The sequence below is a fragment of the Shinella sp. 1A1 genome (assembly GCF_055379515.1).
In genome coordinates this window covers 1,087,428-1,109,120 of sequence record NZ_AP039672.1, presented here as the reverse complement: position 1 = coordinate 1,109,120, position 21,693 = coordinate 1,087,428, and the positions used below count along the sequence as shown (strand labels likewise).

Genomic DNA, 21,693 nt, shown 5'->3' with positions numbered 1-21,693 from the left:
CAAACGGGAGCGGGGAGGAAACCATGCGCCTGCAAAACAAGACCGTTCTTGTGACGGCAGCCGGCCAAGGCATCGGCAGGGCGAGCGCCCTTGCGTGCCGGGACGAGGGTGCCCGCGTGATCGCGACGGATATCAACGGGACGTTGCTGGAAGGGCTGGAAGGCGTGGAGACGGCTGTGCTCGACGTGACCCGGCCCGACGCCGTCGAGGCCATCGCGGCCCGGGTCGGCCCGCTCGACGGCCTCTTCAACTGCGCTGGCGTGGTGCACAACGGCACGCTTCTCGATATCAGGGACGAGGACTGGGCCTTCGCCTTCGACCTCAACGTCACGGCGATGATGCGCCTGACACGCGCCTGCCTGCCCGGCATGCTCGACCGCGCCGCCAAAACGGGAACCGCCTCGATCCTCAACATGGCCTCGATGGCGTCCTCCATAAAAGGCTTTGCCAACCGCACGGCCTATGGCGCCAGCAAGGCGGCCGTCATCGGCCTGACGAAGGCAATCGCCGCCGATTTCGTCAAGCAGGGCATCCGCTGCAATGCGCTGTGCCCCGGCACGGTGGATACGCCTTCGTTGCGCGGGCGCATTGCGGCCTCGGCCGATCCGGTGCAGGCTGAGAAGGATTTCATCGCGCGCCAGCCGATGGGGCGTCTTGCGACGGTCGACGATATCGTTCCGATGGTGGTTTTCCTTTTGTCCGACGAGAGTAGATTTGTCTCGGGACAGGCCATGCTGGTGGATGGCGGCGTCACCATCTGAGAGCCTGACGGGGAGGAGCGCGTCATGAGCGAACTGGTGCGAATGGAGGGGATCGACAAGAGCTTTCCCGGCGTGCATGCGCTGAAAGCCGTCGATTTCGATCTGCAGACCGGCGAGGTGCATGCGCTGATGGGCGAGAACGGCGCCGGCAAGTCGACGCTGATGAAGGTGCTGTCCGGCGTCTACCGGCCCGATGGCGGCCGCATCCTCGTCGATGGTCAGGAGGTGTCGATCCCCACGCCGAGGGCGGCGCAGGACCTTGGTATCGGCATCATCCACCAGGAACTCGCCCTGATGCGCGATCTCACCGTCGCGCAGAACATCTGGATCGGCCGCGAGCCGCGCCTTTCCTTCGGCCGGCTCGACGAGGCGAAGCTGAACGCGGACACCGCCGCCATCTTCGCAAGCATGAATATCCACATGGATCCCCGCACGCCCGTCGCCGGCCTCACCATCGCCCGCCAGCAGATGGTGGAGATCGCCAAGGCGCTGAGCTACCGCTCGCGCGTGCTGATCATGGACGAGCCGACGGCCGCGCTCAACGACGCGGAGATCGCCGAGCTCTTCACCATCATCCGTCGCCTCAAGGCCGAGGGTGTCGGCATTATCTACATCAGCCACAAGATGGATGAGATCAAGCGCATCTCCGACCGGGTGACGGTCATGCGCGACGGCGCCTATGTCGGGACGGTCGCGGCGGAGGAGACGCCGATCTCCAGGATCATCTCCATGATGGTCGGCCGCGAACTGACCGACGAGGCGGTGACGATCCCCGATCTTTCCGGGGCCGATACGGCGCTGGAGGTGATCAATGTCAGCCGCGGGCACGAGCTGAAGGAGATCAGCTTCAGCCTCAGGAAAGGCGAGATCCTCGGCTTTGCCGGCCTGATGGGTGCGGGACGCACCGAGCTTGCCCGCGCCATCTTCGGCGCCGAGCCGATAGACAGCGGCGAGATCCGCGTCCACGGAAAGCCCCTGCGCATCACGAGCCCGGCCGAGGCCGTGCGCGCGGGGATTGGCTATCTGTCCGAGGACCGCAAGCATTATGGCCTTGCGCTCGGCATGGATGTGCGCGCCAACATCGCCATGGCGAGCCTTCGACGTCATTCCGATGCCATCGGCAGGATCGACGAGGCCGCGCTGGCCCTTGTGGCGAAGGACTATATCCGGAAGCTCGCCATCCGCACGCCGGGCGACCGGCAGGAGGTGCGGCTGCTCTCGGGCGGCAACCAGCAGAAGGTGGTCATCGCGAAATGGCTGCTGCGTGACTGCGACATCCTGATCTTCGACGAGCCGACGCGCGGCATCGACGTCGGCGCCAAGGCGGAGATCTACCGGCTGCTCAACGAACTGGCCGCCGCCGGCAAGGCGATCATCGTCATTTCCAGCGAGCTGCCCGAGGTGTTGCGGCTCTCCCATCGCATCGCCGTCATGTGCGAGGGGCGCCTGACCGGCATCCTGCCCGGCGGGGCGGAGCAGGAGAGGATCATGGAACTGGCAACGCAACGCAACGGCAAGACTGCTGCCTGAGGGGGACACGGGAACTATGAGTGAAAAGGCAAGCCTGCGCGGCAGCGCGCAGCAGAAAATCCTGGCCTTTGCCAGCCTCATCGTGCTGCTGATCGGCTTCTCGCTGGCCAGCCCGAACTTCTTCCAGGTCTCCAACATCATGGCGATCCTGCAGGCCACCTCGGTCAACGGGGTCCTCGCCGTGGGCGTGACGATGATCATCATCACCGGCGGCATCGACCTGTCCATCGGCACGCTGATGACCTTCTGCGCGGTGATGACGGGCGTGGTGCTGACCTGGGCGGGCATGCCGCTGCCCTTCGGCGTGCTGGCGGCAATCGGCACGGGCGCCTTCTGCGGCTTCGTTTCCGGCGGTCTGGTCGCCCGCATGAAGATACCGCCCTTCATCGCCACCCTCGGCATGATGCTGGTGCTCAAGGGCCTGTCGCTGATCGTCACGGGCACCAAGCCGATCTATTTCAACGACACGCCCGGCTTCACCCTGATCGCGCAGGGCTCGCTGATCGGCCAGCTCGTTCCGGCCTTTCCCGTGCCGAACGGGGTGCTGGTGCTCTTCATCGTCGCGGGCATCACCTCGTGGATCCTCAGCCGCACGGTGCTCGGCCGCTACACCTTCGCGCTCGGCTCCAACGAGGAAGCGGTGCGCCTTTCGGGCGTCAACACGAATTTCTGGAAGATCGCCATCTACACGCTGTCCGGCGCGATCTGCGGCATCGGCGGCCTTCTCATCGCCAGCCGGCTGAACTCCGCCCAGCCCGCGCTCGGCCTCGGCTACGAGCTGGAGGCGATCGCGGCCGTGGTCATCGGCGGCACCAGCCTTGCCGGCGGGCGCGGCACCATTCTCGGCACGCTGATCGGCGCGCTGATCATGTCGGTGCTGACCAATGGCCTGCGCGTGCTTTCCGTCGCGCCGGAATGGCAGACGGTCGTCACCGGCGCCATCATCATCATCGCGGTCTATGCCGACCAGATGCGCCGGCGCGAGGCGAAATAACCGGAGGGAGGCCGAGGCCTCCGGACGGTCGATAAGTTCATGCAGTGTGAACACAAGGAGGAAAACATGTTCACGAGACGGACTCTACTTGGTGCGGTCGCAGCAATCTCGCTGCTCGGTGCGGCGACGGGAGCGGGCGCACAGGACAAGCTCTACGTGCCGCTCATTTCGAAGGGCTTCCAGCATCAGTTCTGGCAGGCCGTGAAGGCCGGCGCCGACAAGGCCGGTGCGGAACTCGGCGTCGAGGTGACGTTCGAGGGGCCGGATAACGAAAGCCAGGTCGACAAGCAGATCGACATGCTGGCCGCAGCCCTCGCCAAGAAGCCGGCCGCCATCGGCTTTGCCGCGCTCGACAGCCAGGCGGCCATTCCGCTTCTCAAGCAAGCTCAGGACGCCAAGATCCCGGTCATCGCCTTCGACTCCGGCGTCGATAGCGACATCCCGGTCGCGACGGCCTCGACGGACAACATCGCGGCGGCCGCGCTTGCCGCCGACAAGCTCGCCGAGCTGATCGGCGATGCCGGCAAGGTTGCCGTGGTCGCCCACGACCAGACCTCGCGCACCGGCGTCGACCGCCGCGACGGCTTCGTCAACCGGATGAAGGAGAGCCATCCGAATGTCGAGATCGTCACCATCGAATACGGTGGCGGCGACCATCTGAAGTCGACGGAGATCACCAAGGCGATCCTGACCGCCAATCCCGACATCAAGGGCATCTTCGGCACCAACGAAGGCTCGGCCATCGGCGTCGTCAACGGCGTGAAGGAAGCTGGCGCCAAGGTGGTGGTCGTCGGTTACGACTCCGGCAAGGCCCAGAAGGACGCGATCCGTGACGGCTCCATGGCCGGCGCGATCACGCAGAACCCGGTCGGCATCGGCTACGAGACGGTCAAGGCCGCCGTTGCCGCCGCCAAGGGCGAGAAGGTCGAGAAGAACATCGATACCGGCTTCTACTGGTACGACAAGACCAATATCGACTCGCCGGAAATCTCCGCCGTTCTCTACGATTGATCTAAAATCCGGCCCGGGGACCGAGGTCTCCGGGCCCTTTCCGAGACGCGGCGTACGATCCGGCTCGGCACCGAAGCACTCCGCGAAAAAATGCAGAAGGTTATGAAGGCATGAAGATTACCGGTCTTCGCACTATGGACGTGCGCTTCCCGACAAGCCAGCATCTGGATGGATCCGACGCGATGAATCCGGATCCGGATTATTCGGCGGCCTATGTGATCCTGGAGTCCGACAGCCCGCACGAAGGCCACGGTCTGACCTTCACCATCGGCCGCGGCAACGAGATCTGCGTGGCGGCCATCGAGGCGCTGCGCCCGCTCGTCGTCGGTCTCGACATGGCGTGGGTGGCGCAGGACATGGGACGCTTCTGGCGGCATATCACCTCCGACAGCCAGTTGCGCTGGGTCGGTCCGGACAAGGGCGTCATCCACCTCGCCACCGGCGCGGTGGTCAATGCGGTCTGGGACCTCTGGGCCAAGATCGAGGGCAAGCCGGTCTGGCAGCTCGTCGCCGAGATGTCGCCCGAGGACCTCGTGCGCTGCATCGACTTCCGCTACTTGACAGACTGCATCACGCCCGAATGGGCACTCGAATTCCTGACGGAGCAGGCCAAGGGCAAGCAGGAACGCATCGCGACGCTGAAGGCCGAGGGTTACCCCTGCTACACGACCTCCGCCGGCTGGCTCGGCTATGACGACGCCAAGCTGCGCCGCCTTTGCCGCGAAGCCGTCGATGCGGGCTTCAAGCACATCAAGATGAAGGTCGGCCGCGACCTCGACGACGATATCCGCCGCCTCACCATCGCCCGGGACGAAGTCGGCCCCGACGTCAACCTGATGATCGACGCCAACCAGGTCTGGGAAGTCGACCAGGCGATCGACTGGGTGAAAAAACTCGCCTTCGTCAAGCCGTGGTTCATCGAGGAACCGACGAGCCCCGACGACGTGGAAGGTCACCGCAAGATCCGCGAGGCCGTCGCGCCCGTCCAGGTCGCGACCGGCGAGATGTGCCAGAACCGCATCATGTTCAAGCAGTTCATCATGCGCGGCGCCATCGATGTCGTGCAGATCGACAGTTGCCGGCTGGGCGGGCTCAACGAGGTTCTCGCCGTGATGCTGATGGCCGCGAAATACGGGCTGAAGGTCTGCCCCCATGCGGGCGGCGTCGGCCTGTGCGAGTATGTCCAGCACATGTCGATGATCGACTATCTCTGCATCGCCGGGACGCGGGAAGGGCGGGTCATCGAGTTCGTCGATCACCTCCACGAGCATTTCGTCGATCCCTGCATCATCCGCGACGCGGCCTATATGCCGCCGCAGGCGCCGGGCTTCTCCATCGAGATGAAGCGGGACAGCCTCGAAACCTACCGTTTCCGGGGGGCATGATGGACCTCGGGCTTCAAGGCAAGGTCGTCGTGGTGACCGGCGGCGGCTCGGGCATCGGCGCCGGCATCACGGAAGTGCTGTCGGAGGAGGGCGCCCGGCCCGTCATCATCGCCCGACGGGCGCCCGACGCGGACTGGCTGCGCCGCACCGGCGCCGAGTTCGTGCAGGCGGAACTTTCCGACGATACGGCCTGCCGGCGCGCGATCGAGACCGTCCGGTCGCGGTGCGGCGCCGTTCACGGCCTCGTCAACAATGCGGGCGCCAATGACGGCGTCGGCATCGGCAAGGGGCCGGACGCCTTTCGCGACAGCCTCAACCAGAACCTCGTCCACTATTACACGATGGTCCATCTGTTGCAGGACGACCTGCGGGCGGCGCGCGGCGCCATCGTCAACATCAGCTCCAAGACGGCGCTGACCGGGCAGGGCGGCACCTCGGCCTATGTCGCAGCCAAGGCCGCGCAACTCGGGCTCACGCGCGAATGGGCGGTCGAGTTCCTGGCCGACGGCGTGCGCGTCAATGCCATCGTCGTCGCCGAGGTGATGACGCCGCTCTACCGGCGCTGGCTGGATACCCTGCCGGATGGCGAGGCGGCCCTCGAGGAGATCGTCCGGCGCATTCCGCTCGGCCAGCGCATGACGACCGCGCGCGAGATCGGCGACACCTGCGCCTTCCTGCTGTCGGGCCGCGCCAGTCACATGACGGGACAGTGGCTTTTCCCGGATGGCGGCTATACGCATCTCGACAGGGCAATTCGCGGGCATGCGGGGGAAAATCCCGCAGCCGATTGAGGATTTTCTTTGCCGCCCGCTTGTCCACAAGGCCGCGGGAGGCCTAGTTGGACACACGGCGCGCTGCTATGACGTGCTTTTGATGACGAGAGATGATCAAGGTCGGCCATGCGGGTTTCTGATTGCTACAATTTCCACGATTTCCGCCGCCTGGCCAAAAAGCGTCTTCCCGGCCCGATCTTCAACTATATCGACGGCGCGGCGGATGACGAGGTCACCTACAGGCGCAACACGGCGGCTTTCGAAGCCTGCGATCTCCTGCCGAGCGTCCTCAACGGGGTCAGCGACGTCGACATGTCGGTGACGGTGATGGGGCAGAAACTGGCCATGCCGGTCTATTGCTCGCCCACCGCGCTCCAGCGCCTGTTTCATCACGAGGGCGAGCGGGCGGTCGCCCATGCGGCGAACAGGTTCGGCACGATGTTCGGCGTTTCCTCGCTCGGCACGATCAGCCTGGAGGAGGCGCGGCGCATCAGCAGCGCGCCGCAGGTCTATCAATTCTACTTCCACAAGGATCGCGGTCTCAACCGGGACATGATGGCGCGCGCGAAGCAGGCCGGCGTCGAGGTCATGATGCTGACCGTCGACAGCATCACCGGCGGAAACCGCGAGCGGGACCAGCGGACCGGCTTTGCGATCCCGTTCCGGCTGAATCTCGCCGGGATGGCGCAGTTCGCGGTCAAGCCGGGCTGGGCGCTCAACTATTTCACGCATGAGAAATTCCGCCTGCCGCAACTGGAAAGCCATGTCGACATGGGCAGCGGAACGATGTCGATCAGCCGCTACTTCACGGAGATGCTCGACCCGGCGATGAACTGGGACGATGTCGCCGAGATGGTGAAGGAGTGGGGCGGCCATTTCTGCCTCAAGGGGATCATGACGGTGGAGGATGCGAGGCGTGCCGTCGATATCGGCTGCACCGGCATCGTCCTGTCGAACCATGGCGGGCGGCAGCTCGACGGTTCGCGCAGCGGGTTCGACCAGCTCGCGGAAATCGTCGAGGCGGTCGGCGACCGCATCGATGTCATGATGGACGGCGGCGTCCAGCGCGGCACGCATGTCCTGAAGGCCCTGTCGCTGGGGGCGAAGGCCGTCGGCGTGGGGCGCTACTATCTTTTCCCGCTGGCTGCTGCCGGCCGGGCCGGCGTCGAGCGGTCGCTGTCGCTGATGAAAACGGAAATCGAGCGCGGCATGAAGCTCATGGGCTGCGCCACCGTCGATCGCCTTTCGACCAGCAACCTGCGGTTCCGCACGTAACGCATCCGCTCCACGTATTGAACGCAGTTCCGCCCGGCCTGCCTTTCGGCAAGCCGGGCGGTCGCATTTTCACCGGCGTTCTTCTCAGGCGGCGTTGAGCTTCTTCTCGCAGCGCAGCAGCATGCCGTAGAGGTCGCGCGGCTCGTCGGGATCGGCGAGGAGGTCGAGTTCCGTGAACATGTCGTGTTCGGCGATCTTCTCCCGCACGTAGCGAAGGGCCGAGAAGTCCTCGGTGGCGAAGCCGACGCTGTCGAAGAGCGTGATCTGGTCCGCGCTCCTGCGGCCTTGCGTTGCGCCGGTCATGACCTCCCAGAGTTCGATGACGGGATGATCGGCCGCAAGCTGCTGGATCTCGCCCTCGATGCGGGTCTGCGGCGGATATTCGACGAAGATGTCCGAGCGCAGCAGGATGTCCTTGCTGAGTTCGGTCTTGCCCGGGCAGTCGCCGCCGACCGCGTTGATGTGCACGCCGGGGCCGACATGGTTGTCGGAGAGGATCGTCGCATATTGCTTGTCGGCCGTGACGGTGGTGATGATGTCCGCACCCTCGACGGCCTCCTCGACCGAGCCGCATTCGACGATGGTGAAGCCGAGGCCCGCAAGGTTGCGCGCGCATTTCTTCGTCGCCGAGGCGTCTATGTCATAAAGGCGCAGCTTGTCGATGCCGAGCAGCGACTTGAAGGCGCGGGCCTGGAATTCGCTCTGCGCGCCGTTGCCGATGATCGCCATGGTGCGGGCGTTCGGCCGGGCGAGGTACTTTGCCGCGACGGCCGAGGTCGCCGCGGTGCGCAGCGCCGTCAGGATCGTCATCTCAGTCAGCAACATCGGATAGCCGTTGCCGACATCCGAGAGCACGCCGAAGGCCGTCACGGTCTGGCGGCCGTCGCGGGTGTTCTTCGGGTGGCCGTTGACATATTTGAAGCCGTAGAGCGTGCCGTCGCTGGTCGGCATCAGCTCGATGACGCCCTCCTGCGAATGCGAGGCGACGCGTGGCGTCTTGTCGAAGACCGGCCAGCGGCGGAAATCCTCCTCGATGGTGGCCGCCAGCTCCGTCAGGAACCGGTCGATGCCGACCTTCAGCACCAGCTTCATCATGTGGTCCACGCTGACGAACGGGACGACGTTCAATTTCGGATCCGTGTTCATTTTCCCTCCAACCAGAACAACGATATTCAGCCCGCGAGCGTCGGGCGATCCATCACCCGCTTGCCCATCAGGCTGGAAATGAGATCGACGAGCAGCTTGGCGGTCTTGCCGCGCTCGTCGAGGAACGGGTTCAATTCGACGATGTCGAGGCTCGTCACGAGGTCGCTGTCATGGAGCATTTCCATGATCAGGTGCGCCTCGCGGAACGTCGCGCCGCCCGGCACGGTGGTGCCGACGGCCGGCGCGATGTCCGGCTCCAGGAAATCGACGTCGAAGCTGACATGCAGCAGGCCGTTTGCGGCCCGGACGCGCTCGATGAAGCTGCGCACGAGGACGGCGACGCCGTGCTCGTCGATCACGCGCATGTCGTGCACGGTGATGCCGGTCCTGCGGATCGCCGCCCGCTCGGCGGGATCGACGCTGCGGATACCGATCATGCAGACGTTTTCGGTCGGAACCGCATGGGCGAGCTCCGGGAAGTAGCTGCCGAAGCCGGCCTGGCCGGTATAATAGGCGACCGGTGTGCCGTGCAGATTGCCGCTGGTGGTCGTCTCGAGGCTGTGGAAGTCTGTATGCGCGTCGAGCCAGAGCACGAAGAGCGGCCGGCCGAGTTCGGCGGCGCGGCGCGCAAGGCCCGGCACGGTGCCGGCGGAGATCGCATGGTCGCCGCCAAGGAAGATGGGCATGCCGCCCCTGCTGTGCTCGTAGGCCGCCGCCGAAAGCGCCTCGACCCAGGCGACCGTCTCGCCGAGGTGGTGCACGGCCTTGTTCGGATGCGGCATTTCGGCGAAGGGGCGGGGGCTGACATTGCCGATGTCCTTCACGGTGTGGCCGAGTTCCTCCAGCGCGGTGCGAAGGCCGGCGATGCGCAGGGCGCTCGGCCCCATCTCGCAGCCAAGCTGCCCCGCACCGATTTGCAAGGGGGCGCCGATCAGCGTGCAGTCCATGGTGTACTCCCGTTCCGTTTTCCCCATTGTAGAAAGCGTAACTGGCAGACTGAATATTGAATTTTGGCATATCGGAATGGCATATTGGTCAGATTGGAAAGCCAGGAGACCAGATTGACATGGATGACCTCGACCGGAAGATCGTCACGCTCCTGCGCGGCAACGGCCGCCGCTCCGTCTCGGACCTTGCTCTCGAAACCGGCGCCTCGCGGGCGACCGTGCGCGGCCGCATCGAGCGCATGGAGGAGGACGGCACCATTCTTGGCTATACGGTGATGCTGCGCGCCGATGCGCTGGAGGACGTCGTGCGCGGCGTCATGATGATCGAGATCGAGGGCCACGTGACCGACCGCGTGATCCGCACGCTCGGCGGCTTCCCGGAAATCTCGCAGATCCACACGACGAACGGCCGCTGGGATCTGCTGGTCGAGCTCAGCGCCGCGAGCCTTGCCGATTTCGACGCCGTCCTGCGCAAGATCCGCCTCGTGCCCGGCATTACCGGCAGCGAAACCAGCCTTCTCCTGTCGACGCCGCGCTCGACAAGGGCAAAGCTCTAGGCTGACTGCATCGGCGGGTGACTTGGAGGCGGATATCGGCGTAAGCTGCCGGGGAAGGCCACCCTCACCAAGCCGGACGCCACGCCATGCCTGCACACCGGAAAATGGACGATGCCGTGTTCTACCTGTCGCTGACAGCCATTCTGCTGGCCGCGGTCGTTTCCGCCATGGCGCTGCGGAACGTAAGAGGGGAAATGGCGGCAAAGCCGGTCATCTCGCATGGTAGCGCCTTTTCCTCGGCAACGCCGGTTGCGGTCGCGGGACGGACCTGAGGCGGCCTTGCCCTCATCTTCTAGGAGGATGGCGGCGCCCGGCGGAAAGCGGCACACAGGAGGCAGATACAGTATTCTGCAAAGGGTGCCGACCATGACCGCCTATCCCATCGACCTGATCCGCGCTTCCTTCCCGGCCCTCGACGGCTCCCGCACCGCTTATCTCGACAATCCCGCCGGAACGCTCGTTCCCCGGCCTGTCATCGCGGCCGTGGCCGATGCGATGGCGACGGCATCCGCCAATCTCGGCGGCCGGTTCGCCGCCTCGCAGCGCGCGGACGCCATCTGGCGGACGGCGCACGATGCGGCGGCGGAATTCGTCAACGCGGCCTCCTGGCAGGAGATGATCATCGGCCCGAACATGACGACGCTCGCCTTCCAGATGGGGCGCGTCATCGGCAGGACGTTTTCGCCCGGCGACGAGATCATCGTCACGCGGATGGACCATGAAGGAAACGTCTCGCCCTGGCTGGCGATGGCCGAAGCCTACGGGCTGGTGGTGAAGTGGCTTCCCTTCAACACGGAAAGCTGGCGTATCGAGCCGGAGGACCTTGCGGCCCTTCTCACGCCGCGCACGAAGTTCCTCGCGCTCAACTATGCGTCCAACATGACCGGCAGCATCAACGACGTCGCCGCGCTGACGGCGCTGGCCAAGGCGGCGGGCGCGCTCGTCTGGATCGACGCGGTGCAGCTCGCGCCGCATCGCCTGCCGGATGTGCAGGCGATTGGCTGCGATTTCCTCGTCTGCTCCTCCTACAAGTTCTTCGGCCCGCATCTCGGCGTGCTGTGGGGACGGGAGGAGTTGCTGCGCGCGCTGCCGCCCCATCGCGTGCGCTGCCAGAGCGACGATATTCCGGACCGCTTCTGCACGGGGACGCCGCAGACGGAGCTTCTCGCCGGCCTCACCGCGACGATCGACTATCTCGCCTGGGCGGGCGAGGCGAATGGTCATGCCGGCACGCGGCGCGAGCGCATGGCAGGCGCCTACCAGTCCTTCGATTCCTACGAAGCGGCCCTGACGCGCCGGCTGATCAGCGGGCTGATGGCCCTTCCGGGCGTCCGGCTGGTCGGCATCGCCAATCCCAACCTCTTCGCCCACCGCGTGCCGACGATCTCCTTTACCCACGAGCGCGTCTCGACGCATCGCTTCGCCGAGGCGCTGGCGGCGGAGGACATCAATATCTGGTCCGGCCACAATTACGCGCTGGAGCCCGCCCGCCATCTCGGCCTGCCGGAAGACGAGGGCGTCGTCCGCATCGGCATCGCCCACTACAATACCGCCGAGGAGATCGAGCGCACGCTCACGGCGATCGAAAGGCTTGTCGCCTAGCGACAGCCTGTCGTAAAGGAGCGTAAGTAATCGTTTTCCTTCGGGAGTTTAGCAGATGGACCCATGCCAGAATCGCCCGCCGCCAACTGGGTAGCGCCCTTCGCCCATGCGCTCGACCGCTATGACCAGCCCGACGGTGCGCCGGCGCTTCTGGCAGCCATCGGGGCGGTCGCGCCCTTCCAGCTTGCCCTTTCGGTGGTGCATCGGCGCGAGGGCGGCCCGAGCTACGTCTTCGATACGTTCTCGGGCCCACGGGCCAAGCGTGCGGTCCAGTTTTTCATCGCCGGCACCTACCTGCTCAATCCCTTCTATAACGCCTATCTCGCCGGCCTGCCGGCCGGCGTCTATCTGATGCGGGATCTCGCCCCCGACAATTATCTCGATTCCGGTCTTTATCACGGTCTGGAAATCCGCCGTCACGAGGACGAGGAACTGGGCTACCGCACCCATGGATGGCCGGAAGGCATGGAGGAATTGCTCATCGCCATGGACCTGCCGGGCGGTGACATGGCGGAGATCAGCCTGTCGCGCATCCGCAGCGAAGGCGGCTTCGACGAGGCATCCGTGGCGCGGCTGCGGGAGGCGCATCCGCTGATCACGGCGGTCTTCCGGCGGCTGTGGGCACATCTCGGCCGCAGTGGCAATCACCAGCAGCCCCGCGCCATCGACCATCTCTTCAGCGATTTCGGCCATGGTCTGCTGAGCCCGCGCGAGCGGGAGGTGGCGCTTCTCATCCTGAAGGGGCATTCCAGCGAATCGATCAGCTATCACCTCGGCATCTCGATCGCGACGGTGAAGACGCACCGGCAGAAGCTCTACGCCAAGCTCAACCTGTCGACCCAGCAGGAACTGTTCTCCGCCTTCCTGCGCAGCCTCAATCTTTAGAGGAATTCGCGGCAGAGGAATTCGCGGCGGGTAGGGGCGCGGCGACCGCGCCCCTTCGCGTCGTTCAGCCCTTGAGGCTCTCGCGGATGGCCGCGGAGATCGCGGCCAGGCCCTTGCGCAGCTCGTCTTCCGTCGGCCAGGCATAGCCGATGCGGAAGTGCCGGTCGTCCTGCTCGAACCAGCGGCCGCGGCCGACATAGGCCTGATGGCGGCTGTAGAGGCTTTCGTGGAAGGCGGCGAGGTCGACATTCGCCGAGGGCACGATGCGCGGGAAGCAGACGCAGCCGCCGGAGGGCTCGATCCACTCGACGAGCGGTTCGGCGGCGATCCATTCCTTGACGATGGCGAAGGCGCTGGCGATGCGGGCATTGTTGAAGGCCAGCCATTCGCCGCGCTGGCGAAGCGCGACATAGGCGATGTACTCGTCCACGGTGCTGCCGGAAATGCCGATCTGCTCGCGGGCGGCGAGGAACGTATCCATCAGCGCGGCATCGCGCGTGATCAGCCAGCCGATGCGGATGCCCGGAATGCCGTAGGTCTTGGAGAGCGAGGAAACGCTGATCACCCGATCCGAGAGGCTGGCGGCCACCGGCAGCATCGTGCCGAAGGTCATCTCGCGATAGGTCTCGTCGAAGAGCAGGCGAATGCCCTTGCGTTCGACGAGGGCGACGAGCGCCTTCAGTTCCCCCTCGCTGATCATCACGCCCGTCGGATTGTGCGGATAGGTGACGGAGAGATATTTCGTCTCCGGCCGGATCGCCGCTTCGAGCGCCGCAAGGTCGAGCCGGTAGCCGGTCTCGAAGGTGAGGTCGACGATGCTCATGTCGCAGCCGATGGCCCGCGGCGTCTCGAGGTTGGTGGCATAGTTCGGCCGCACCACGACGATGTGGTCGCCGGCCTGCAGCATCGAGGTCGAGATGATGAAGAGCGCGCCCGCCGCGCCCGCGGTCACCAGCACGTCGTCCGGCGAGAGGCCGGTGCCCGTGCCGGCGATCATGCGGCGCAGGTCCGGCGCGCCGCGATGGTCGCCGTAACACAGCAGGATATCGTCCAGCTTGAGATTCAGCTCGCCGAGCCTGCGGTCGGCGACCGAGCTTTCCGAGAGGTTGTAGCGGATCGTGTCGTAGCCGAGCTGTTCCGGCGATTCCAGCTCGATGGGCATGCGTGCATATTTCATGATGGCTCTCCCTTTGCCTTCTGAAGACAAGGGCTAGATCAAGCGCGCGACACAATCCATCCACCCTGAGGGTGATGCCGGCCATCATCCTTTGGGTGGATTTCATCCCCCATTGTGCAGGCGCATCGTTCCCCACCGGCGGAAGAGGACCGCCGTAAGGCCCGAGCCAACAAGAAAAGGGGAATGCCATGAAATTCATGATCGGTCTGATGTCCGCCGCAATTGTCGGCTTGGCGGGCGCGATGCCTGCCCATGCGGAAACCCTGCGCGTCGGCATGGAATGCACCTATGCCCCGTTCAACTATCGCACGCCCGAGGGGGAGATGGCCGGCTACGACGTCGACGTCGCCAAGGGCATCGCCGAGCGCATCGGCGTGGATCTCGAATATGTCTGCCAGGAATGGGACGGCATGCTGCCGGCGCTTCTCGCCAGCAAGTTCGACCTCATCGTCGCCTCCATGTCGATCACCGAGGAGCGCAAGCAGAAGATCGACTTCTCCATTCCCTACCGCGTCTCGCTCGGCCGTATCCTGGGGGCGAAGGATGCCGGGCTGAAGCTCTTCGACGATGCCGGCAAGCCGAACCCGGAGGCTTTCAACGGCCTGCGCTTCGGCGTCGAGCGCGCCTCGACCTATGCCAAGTGGGTGGAAGCCAAACTGCCGGGCGCCGAGATCGTGCTCTATGACGGCGCCCAGCCGATGCTGCTCGACCTGCAGAACGGCCGTATCGACATCGCCATCACCAACCCCATGAAGGCCTATCTCGATTTCCTCAGCAAGGAGAACGGCGCAGGCTTCGAGTTCGTCTCGCCGCCGATCGACGAAGTCGAATATTTCGGTCCGGGCGTCGGCGTCGGCCTGCGTAAGGGCAATGACGAATTGCTCGCCAAGATCGACAAGGCGCTGGAAGACATGATCAAGGACGGATCGCTCGAAAAGTACAGCAGCAAATACTTCCCCTTCTCCATCCAGCCGTCGGGCTGGAAGGGCGTCGGCGAGTAAACGAACGCGCGGGCGCCGCGCCGTGCGGCGCCCGGCTTGCTCTAGGGAGGTATCGCCATGTCGCTACTCGACGGCTGGTGGGACGATTTCTTCTTCGGCCTGCTGACGGTGCTGCAGGTCTTCTGCATCGCGCTCGTCATTGCGGTGGTGTGCGGGCTGCTCGGCGCTTCGGCCAAGCTTTCGAACAGCCGCGTCCTGCGCGGCATCGCCCAGGCCTACACCATCGTTTTTCGCGGCGCGCCGGAGCTTCTGGTGCTGCTGCTCTTCTATTTCGGCATGGCCATCACGCTGACCTGGTTCGTGCAGGTCTTCGATCCGTCGGTGAAGTTCATCGACCTGCCGCCGTTCTGGGCGGGCTCCATCGCGATCGGCCTCATCGTCGGCGCCTATATGACGGAGACCTTCCGCGGCGCCTTCCTTGGCGTCGACCGCGGTCAGGTCGAGGCGGCGCGGGCGCTCAGCCTCAAGCGCCACCAGATCTTCCGCTATGTACGCTTTCCGCAGATGTGGCGGCTGGCGCTGCCGAATTTCGGCAACCACATGCTGTCCATCATGAAGGATACGGCCCTCGTCTCGATCATCGGCCTCGAGGAAATCCTCTTCGTCGCCAAGATGGCGAATTCCATCATCCACCGGCCCTTCCTGCTCTACATGACGGTGGCCCTGATCTACCTCGCCGTGACGACCGTCATCACCTCTATCGTCGCCTGGCTCGAACTGCGCGCCAACCGCCATCTGAGAGGTGCACGATGAATTTCGACGTCTCGCTGATCGCCACCAGCCTGCCGAAGATCCTGCACGGTCTCGGGCTGACGCTCAACCTCCTCGTCGTCTCGACCCTGATCGGGCTGGTACTCGCCGTCGGCATCCTGCTGATGCGGCTTTCCAAACGGGCCTGGCTGGTCTGGCCGGCCAAGGCCTATATCTACTTCTTCCGCGGCACGCCGCTGCTCGTGCAGCTCTTCGTGATCTATCACGGCCTGCCGCAGTTCGGCTTCATCCGCCACAGCATCCTCTGGCCGATCCTGCGCGAGCCCTACTGGTGCTCGGTCATCGCGCTTTCGCTGAACACGGCCGCCTATGTCTCGGAAATCCTGCGCGGCGGGGTGCTGGGCGTCGACAAGGGCTTCGTCGAGGCGGGCAAGGCGCTCGGCCTCAGCAAATTCCAGCGGGCAAGCCGCATCACGGCGCCGCTCGCCGTGCGGCTGGCGCTTCCGGCCTACAGCAACGAGATCGTGTCGATGCTGAAATCGACCGCGCTCGCCTCCACCGTCACGCTGATGGAGATGACGGGCGTCGCCCGCACCATCGTCGCCGACACCTTCGCCCCCTACGAGATCTTCATCGCCGCGACGATCATCTACCTCGTGCTCGTCTGGATCATCCAGACCGGCTTTTCGATGATCGAAACCTATGCGAACCGCCATGCAAGAAGGACCTGACGCCATGACGGATATCATCGTCCTGGAAAAGATGAACAAGTTCTACGGCACCTACCACGCCCTGAAGGACGTGGACCTCACGATCGCCAAGGGGGAGAAGGTCGTCGTCTGCGGGCCGTCCGGCTCGGGAAAATCGACCATGATCCGCTGCATCAACCGGCTGGAGGAGCACAATAGCGGTCGCATCCTCGTCGGCGGCGAGGAGCTGACGGACGACGAGAAGAAGATCGACCTCGTGCGGCGCGAGGTGGGCATGGTGTTCCAGAGCTTCAACCTCTTCCCGCACATGACGGTGCTCGAAAACCTGACGCTCGCGCCGCGGCTGGTGCGCCGGATGCCGACGCCGGAGGCCGAGGCCATCGCGATGAAGTACCTCAACCGCGTGCGCATTCCCGACCAGGCGCACAAATATCCCTCCCAGCTTTCCGGCGGTCAGCAGCAGCGCGTGGCGATTGCCCGCGCGCTCTGCATGAACCCGGAGGTCATGCTGTTCGACGAGCCGACCTCCGCGCTCGACCCGGAGATGATCTCGGAGGTGCTGGACGTCATGACCGACCTTGCCCGCGAGGGCATGACGATGGTCTGCGTGACGCACGAGATGGGCTTTGCCCGCTCGGTGGCTGACCGCATCGTCTTCATGGACCGTGGCGAGATCGTCGAGGTCTCCACACCGGCCGAATTCTTCGCAGCCCCCAAATCCGAGCGCGCCCGCACGTTCCTCGGACAGATTCTTGCCCATTGAGATCCGACATGACCGATATTGCCGAAACCTTCCTCGCCTTCGCCGAAAAGATCGCCGACAGCTCCCGCGCCCTGCTTCTCGCCGCCGCGCAGGAGGCGCCCCGTGTCGACCTCAAGCAGGATGCGAGTTTCGTGACCGCCACCGATCGCGCCGTCGAGGCACGGCTGCGCGAGGAAATCCACGCGGCCTTCCCCGACCACGGCATCATGGGCGAGGAATATGGCGGCGAACGGCTCGACGCCGAATTCGTGTGGGTGCTCGATCCGATCGACGGCACGGCGGCCTGGGTCGCGGGCATTCCCGTCTACGGCACGCTGATTTCGCTGGCGCGCGGCGGCAAGCCGCTGCTCGGCGTCATCGATCTTCCGGCCACCGGCGAACGGCTCACGGGTATTTCCGGCCGGGGCGCATGGCATAACGGCAAGGCGATCCGCTGCCGCAAGGGCACCTCCCTTGCCGACGCCTATATGACATCTTCCAATCCGCGCTTCATTCCGGAAGCGGACCGCGCGCCCTTCGCACGTCTCGACGATGCCGTGCAGTTCACCCAGTACGGCGGAAGCTGCTACAGTTATGCCTGCCTTGCCCGCGGCCGCACCGACCTTGCCGTCGATGCGGGCTTCGACGCCTACGACCTCTTCGCGCCGACCGCCATCATCGAGGGCGCCGGCGGCATCGTGACGGACTGGCGGGGCGGCCCGCTCGACCTTGCCTGGCGCGGCTGCGTCGTGGCGGCGGGGGACGAGGCGCTGCACGCGAAGGCGCTGGACCTGCTGGGGGCCGGCTGAGCCTAGATTTCCTCGATCGCGTCGTGGAGCGTCTCGATGGCCGAGAGGCGGCCGCGGCGCTTGGCGCCGGCAAGCTCCATCACGCGGGTCGCGAGCAGGTCCGTCAGGGCCATGACGGCGACGTGGCTGTAGAGCGGCCCCGCCGCCGCCGTCTGGCAGCGGAAATGCCATGTCACCTCGCCAAGGCGCTCACAGTCGTCATCCGTCACGACCATCGTCTTCGCGCCGGTCTTGACGATCTGCGAGAGGATGAGCGGGAAGGCGCGGACCTGCCGGCGCAGTCCGTAGGCGATGACGCAATCCTCCCTTCCGATGCTGGCGATATGCTCGGCCATCGTCTGGCCGGCATGGGGAAGCGACACCGTGTTCTCGATGATCTGCTGGACCTGCCATTGCAGGTAGGTGGCGAAGGACTGGCTGGTGCGGAAGCCGATGATCCAGACGCGGCGGGCCGACAGCATCGCCTGCGCGACATCGTCGATCTCCTGCAGGGTGATGGCCGCGAAGGAGCGGTCGATATTGGCGTGAATCTGCTGGAGATGGGCATGCAGCGTCTGGTCCGGCGGGTCGGCGGGCGACACGACGCGGTAGAGCGCGGCGCCCGACATCTGCTCGGACCGCACATGCCGGCGCGCTTCCTCGTAGTTCGTATAGCCGAGCCGTTGCACGAAGCGCGAGACGGTGGCGTTGGAGACATTCGCCAGCCGCGCCAGCTCTGATGCGGTATAGCTTGCAAGCTCCCCCGGAAAGCTGAGCACGAAATCCGCCAGCCGCCGCTCCGCCGGATGCATCTGGCGCAACTCGTTTCTGATGCGCTGGAGAAATGACTGCTTGGGAACGGGTTGCTGCATCCGGGCGCCCATGAAAATCTTCTTTCGTGAACTCTAGCCGTTGCCGGCCGGGAAGGGAACTGCCTTTTCGCCGAGGCTGATAGAAATAGCCGTGATAACAAGGGGTTCAAGGCGTTTTTCGTAGGCCGGAAGGGCATACCTGAAAATAGTTTTTCCATGAATGTATTTTTTTGTAGACGCCTTATGTGAAAAAGTGTTTTCATGAAGTCGTGGCCGGCGGAGGTTTCCGGCTGCTCTTCGAAAGAGACGACCGCCTGCCGGCCGGCGGTTGGAAAACGGGACGGATGCCGGCGCAACCATCAGATAAGCAGGCTCGCCTTCCGGCTGGGCATGCGACACAGTCCTATGGGAGGATAGCTGTGGAAACGAAACCGAAAACGACGGTCTCGACCCTTGAGGAGAGGGACCGGACATTCAAGCGCATCGCCTGGCGAATTCTGCCCTTCGCCACGCTGGTCTATATCTTCGCATGGCTCGACCGGGTGAATGTCGGCTTTGCCAAACTCACCATGCTCGACGACCTCGGTTGGAGCGACGCCGTCTACGGCGCGGGCGCGGGCATCTTCTTCTTCGGCTATTTCCTGTTCGAAGTGCCGAGCAACCTGCTCCTGCAGAAGATCGGCGCGCCGAAGACCATCCTGCGCATCGCGCTCGGCTGGGGCGTCGTGTCCGTGCTGATGGCGCTGTGCACGCAGCCCTGGCATTTCTACGTGCTGCGCTTCCTGCAGGGCGCCTTCGAGGCCGGTCTTCATCCGGGTCTCATCCTCTATCTCACCTATTGGCTGCCGGCGCACCGGCGTTCGCGCGCCATCGCCATCTTCATGTCCGCCTCGCCCATTGCCCTGCTTCTGGGCAGTCCGCTCGCCGCCTATATCATGACGAGCACCGACGGCCTGATGGGCTTCAGGGACTGGCAATGGCTCTTCATCATCGAAGGCGTCCCGTCGATCATCCTCGGCCTGCTCGCCGTCTTCGTGATGACCGCAAAGCCGAGCGAAGCAAAGTGGCTGAGCCAGGCCGAGCGCGACCAGGTGGCCTATGAGCTCGACCAGGAGGCGGCGCAGATGCAGGGCCGCGAGCACAAGTTCGGCGCTGCGCTGCGCAGCCGGGACGTCTGGGTCCTCATCCTCACCCTCTTCTGCATCATCACCGGCAATGCGACGCTCTCCTTCTACGGGCCGAGCCTCATCACCGCCGCCGGCTTTACGGATATCACGGTGGTCGGCTGGATCATGTCGGGCATCTTCCTGTTCGGCTGGATGGGTATGATGACCAATGGCTGGCTTTCCGACCGCAGCCACGAATCCCGCTGGCACACGGCTGTCGCTGCCGCGCTCGGCGCCACGGGCCTCGTGCTGGCGGCGTTCGCCCAGGAAGCCGGCAGCGCGCCGGGTGTCATCGCGGCGCTTGCCCTTTCGGCAGCGGGTACAATGGGCTCCATCCCGGTGTTCTGGAGCCTGCCGCCGCGCTTCATGTCGGGAACGGCGCTTGCCGCCGGCGTCGCGCTCATCAATTCCATCGCGAACCTTGCCGGCTATTTCGCCCCGCAGTTCCTCGGCGCCATCAAGACCGCCACCGGCGTTTATTCGCCGGGCCTCTTCATCATCGCCGGGGTGGAGTTCATCGCCGTGCTGCTGATCCTCCTCTTCATCCGCAAGGAGCCGGCCGAGACCACCGTCCTGCCGGCCGGAAAAGCTGCAGCTTCGTGATCCGGCGCGCCGCCCGCATGCCGAAAGCCTGCGGGCGGCGGCCACTATAACAGCATACAAGGAGAACCGACGTGACCGACGCCCCCGAGACCGCAAAGCCGCTGCCGCGCGAAACCTTCTACAATCGTTCCATGAGCCTGCCGGATGAGCTGATGGTCGGCACCACCGACATCCATGTCCATAGCGGCCCCTGGCTGAAATCCTGCCCCGGCCGGCTGACGCCCTTCGAGATCGCCGAGCAGGCAAAGGCGGCAGGCATGAAGGCGCTCGTCTTCTATGACCACACGCTCGGCGTCAGCAACGGCACGTCCCAACTGGTCAACTGGCAGGTGCCGGGCATCGATATCTTCGGCGGCATCATCCTCACCTCCAACTTCGGCGGCCTCAATCCGCGCGCCGTCAAGACGGCGCTCTATTACGGCGCCGGCGCCCGCTTCGTGCATTTCGGCGCTCATTGCACCCATTACATGGCGAGCCACGAAGGCTCCTTCGTCGACGGCAAGCCGGTCTACTTCAAGGACCAGTATCCGAAATTCGCGAAAGACGAATTGTCCCGCGCGGTCCGCATCCCGCTGGAAGGGCCGATTTCGGACGAGCTTGCCGAGATACTCCAGCTCATCGCCGATCATCCCCATGTCCATCTCAATACCGGGCACATCTCCGCCGAAGAGGCGATCCGGCTCGTGGACCTTGCCATCGAGTTCGGCATCAGGAAGATCGTCGTCGCCCATCCCTGCCGCGTCCGCCTGTCGACGCAGCAGCAGAAGGACCTCGCGAAGAAGGGCGTGCTGCTCGAAGGCTGCGTGTCGGACTGGATGTTCCATCGCGGCCTGCCGCGCACGAACTATTATGTCGAGCGCGAATGGGCGGACCAGATCGCCGGCATCGCCAGCTCGCCGGATGCCTTCAGCGGCATCGTGCCCTGGGCACGCCAGATCCGCGAAATCGGCATCGAGCATTTCGTGGTCGGCACCGATTACGGCATCCGCTCCGGCCCGACGCCCGTCGAGGGCATGCGTGTCCTGATCAGCTCGCTTCTCGATCTGGAGTTCACACCGGAAGAAATCCACACCATGGTCAAGACCAATCCCGAAAACCTGCTGGACCTCTAGGAAGA

General features: G+C 64.8%; 22 protein-coding genes. 18 read left to right on the top strand and 4 right to left on the bottom strand.

What is annotated here, in order from left to right; genetic code table 11:
* Positions 1 to 23: 23 nt before the first annotated feature.
* The 7 genes from ACZ48C_RS21920 (at position 24) to ACZ48C_RS21890 (ending at position 7,729) form a co-directional block, all read left to right on the top strand.
* The gene (locus ACZ48C_RS21920; RefSeq protein WP_119255138.1) at positions 24 to 761 is read left to right on the top strand and encodes an SDR family oxidoreductase; all 738 of its coding nucleotides are present in this window, start codon (positions 24 to 26) and stop codon (positions 759 to 761) included.
* A 24-nt stretch (positions 762 to 785) separates the two neighbouring features.
* Positions 786 to 2,291, top strand: coding sequence for a sugar ABC transporter ATP-binding protein (locus ACZ48C_RS21915; protein ID WP_119255137.1), 1,506 nt, complete (start codon positions 786 to 788; stop codon positions 2,289 to 2,291).
* Positions 2,292 to 2,307: 16 nt separating this feature from the next.
* A complete protein-coding gene (locus ACZ48C_RS21910) occupies positions 2,308 to 3,285 on the top strand; it encodes an ABC transporter permease (protein ID WP_119255136.1) in 978 nt (325 codons plus the stop codon).
* A gap of 66 nt (positions 3,286 to 3,351) precedes the next feature.
* Positions 3,352 to 4,296 carry an ABC transporter substrate-binding protein gene (locus tag ACZ48C_RS21905; RefSeq protein ID WP_424549033.1) on the top strand — a complete coding sequence of 315 codons (945 nt, stop codon included), beginning with the start codon at positions 3,352 to 3,354 and terminating at the stop codon, positions 4,294 to 4,296.
* A gap of 110 nt (positions 4,297 to 4,406) precedes the next feature.
* Positions 4,407 to 5,681 carry an L-fuconate dehydratase gene (locus tag ACZ48C_RS21900; RefSeq protein WP_464782953.1) on the top strand — a complete coding sequence of 425 codons (1,275 nt, stop codon included), beginning with the start codon at positions 4,407 to 4,409 and terminating at the stop codon, positions 5,679 to 5,681.
* A complete protein-coding gene (locus ACZ48C_RS21895; protein ID WP_464782952.1) occupies positions 5,681 to 6,472 on the top strand; it encodes an L-fucose dehydrogenase in 792 nt (263 codons plus the stop codon). The genes ACZ48C_RS21900 and ACZ48C_RS21895 overlap by 1 nt, the downstream gene beginning before the upstream one ends.
* A 108-nt stretch (positions 6,473 to 6,580) precedes the next feature.
* Complete coding sequence (locus ACZ48C_RS21890; RefSeq protein ID WP_464782951.1) at positions 6,581 to 7,729, top strand: alpha-hydroxy acid oxidase; 1,149 nt, start codon at positions 6,581 to 6,583, stop codon at positions 7,727 to 7,729.
* 84 nt (positions 7,730 to 7,813) lie between these two features.
* Here the strand turns inward: ACZ48C_RS21890 and ACZ48C_RS21885 are convergent, their stop codons facing one another.
* Together ACZ48C_RS21885 and rocF are read right to left on the bottom strand one after the other, a co-directional pair.
* Positions 7,814 to 8,875, bottom strand: a complete 1,062-nt coding sequence (locus ACZ48C_RS21885) for an ornithine cyclodeaminase (protein ID WP_464782950.1) — start codon at positions 8,873 to 8,875, stop codon at positions 7,814 to 7,816.
* 26 nt (positions 8,876 to 8,901) lie between these two features.
* Positions 8,902 to 9,822: an arginase gene (gene rocF / locus ACZ48C_RS21880; protein WP_464782949.1), complete on the bottom strand. Its 921-nt coding sequence runs from the start codon at positions 9,820 to 9,822 to the stop codon at positions 8,902 to 8,904.
* Positions 9,823 to 9,941: 119 nt separating this feature from the next.
* On the opposite strand from rocF, the gene ACZ48C_RS21875 reads away from it, so the two are divergent.
* The 4 genes from ACZ48C_RS21875 to ACZ48C_RS21860 all read left to right on the top strand — a co-directional run bounded on the left by ACZ48C_RS21875 (position 9,942) and on the right by ACZ48C_RS21860 (position 12,866).
* Positions 9,942 to 10,379 carry an Lrp/AsnC family transcriptional regulator gene (locus ACZ48C_RS21875; protein WP_119255129.1) on the top strand — a complete coding sequence of 146 codons (438 nt, stop codon included), beginning with the start codon at positions 9,942 to 9,944 and terminating at the stop codon, positions 10,377 to 10,379.
* Between the two features lie 104 nt (positions 10,380 to 10,483).
* Positions 10,484 to 10,651: a hypothetical protein gene (locus tag ACZ48C_RS21870; protein ID WP_424549038.1), complete on the top strand. Its 168-nt coding sequence runs from the start codon at positions 10,484 to 10,486 to the stop codon at positions 10,649 to 10,651.
* A gap of 94 nt (positions 10,652 to 10,745) precedes the next feature.
* Positions 10,746 to 11,981, top strand: a complete 1,236-nt coding sequence (locus ACZ48C_RS21865; RefSeq protein WP_464782948.1) for a cysteine desulfurase-like protein — start codon at positions 10,746 to 10,748, stop codon at positions 11,979 to 11,981.
* Between the two features lie 63 nt (positions 11,982 to 12,044).
* Positions 12,045 to 12,866 (top strand): helix-turn-helix transcriptional regulator, encoded by an 822-nt coding sequence (locus ACZ48C_RS21860; RefSeq protein WP_119255127.1) that lies wholly within the window; start codon positions 12,045 to 12,047, stop codon positions 12,864 to 12,866.
* A 64-nt stretch (positions 12,867 to 12,930) separates the two neighbouring features.
* On the opposite strand, the gene ACZ48C_RS21855 is transcribed toward ACZ48C_RS21860, so the two are convergent.
* Positions 12,931 to 14,043 (bottom strand): aminotransferase class I/II-fold pyridoxal phosphate-dependent enzyme, encoded by a 1,113-nt coding sequence (locus ACZ48C_RS21855; RefSeq protein ID WP_464782947.1) that lies wholly within the window; start codon positions 14,041 to 14,043, stop codon positions 12,931 to 12,933.
* A 188-nt stretch (positions 14,044 to 14,231) separates the two neighbouring features.
* Here ACZ48C_RS21855 and ACZ48C_RS21850 point away from each other — a divergent pair, with 188 nt between their 5' ends.
* Genes ACZ48C_RS21850 through ACZ48C_RS21830 form a run of 5 tightly spaced genes read left to right on the top strand, consistent with a single transcriptional unit; the run spans position 14,232 to position 18,016 of the window.
* Positions 14,232 to 15,044 (top strand): transporter substrate-binding domain-containing protein, encoded by an 813-nt coding sequence (locus tag ACZ48C_RS21850; RefSeq protein ID WP_464782946.1) that lies wholly within the window; start codon positions 14,232 to 14,234, stop codon positions 15,042 to 15,044.
* A gap of 57 nt (positions 15,045 to 15,101) precedes the next feature.
* Positions 15,102 to 15,797 carry an ABC transporter permease gene (locus tag ACZ48C_RS21845; protein ID WP_119255124.1) on the top strand — a complete coding sequence of 232 codons (696 nt, stop codon included), beginning with the start codon at positions 15,102 to 15,104 and terminating at the stop codon, positions 15,795 to 15,797.
* Positions 15,794 to 16,486 (top strand): ABC transporter permease, encoded by a 693-nt coding sequence (locus ACZ48C_RS21840; RefSeq protein ID WP_424549042.1) that lies wholly within the window; start codon positions 15,794 to 15,796, stop codon positions 16,484 to 16,486. The genes ACZ48C_RS21845 and ACZ48C_RS21840 overlap by 4 nt, the downstream gene beginning before the upstream one ends.
* 4 nt (positions 16,487 to 16,490) lie before the next feature.
* Positions 16,491 to 17,228: an amino acid ABC transporter ATP-binding protein gene (locus tag ACZ48C_RS21835; protein ID WP_318912900.1), complete on the top strand. Its 738-nt coding sequence runs from the start codon at positions 16,491 to 16,493 to the stop codon at positions 17,226 to 17,228.
* 8 nt (positions 17,229 to 17,236) lie between these two features.
* Positions 17,237 to 18,016: an inositol monophosphatase family protein gene (locus tag ACZ48C_RS21830; protein WP_464782945.1), complete on the top strand. Its 780-nt coding sequence runs from the start codon at positions 17,237 to 17,239 to the stop codon at positions 18,014 to 18,016.
* Between the two features lie 2 nt (positions 18,017 to 18,018).
* On the opposite strand, the gene ACZ48C_RS21825 is transcribed toward ACZ48C_RS21830, so the two are convergent.
* Positions 18,019 to 18,879, bottom strand: coding sequence for a MurR/RpiR family transcriptional regulator (locus ACZ48C_RS21825; protein WP_464782944.1), 861 nt, complete (start codon positions 18,877 to 18,879; stop codon positions 18,019 to 18,021).
* Between the two features lie 347 nt (positions 18,880 to 19,226).
* Here ACZ48C_RS21825 and ACZ48C_RS21820 point away from each other — a divergent pair, with 347 nt between their 5' ends.
* Together ACZ48C_RS21820 and ACZ48C_RS21815 are read left to right on the top strand one after the other, a co-directional pair.
* A complete protein-coding gene (locus ACZ48C_RS21820) occupies positions 19,227 to 20,576 on the top strand; it encodes an MFS transporter (RefSeq protein ID WP_464782943.1) in 1,350 nt (449 codons plus the stop codon).
* Between the two features lie 71 nt (positions 20,577 to 20,647).
* Positions 20,648 to 21,688 carry a DUF6282 family protein gene (locus ACZ48C_RS21815; RefSeq protein WP_464782942.1) on the top strand — a complete coding sequence of 347 codons (1,041 nt, stop codon included), beginning with the start codon at positions 20,648 to 20,650 and terminating at the stop codon, positions 21,686 to 21,688.
* Positions 21,689 to 21,693 lie beyond the last annotated feature (5 nt).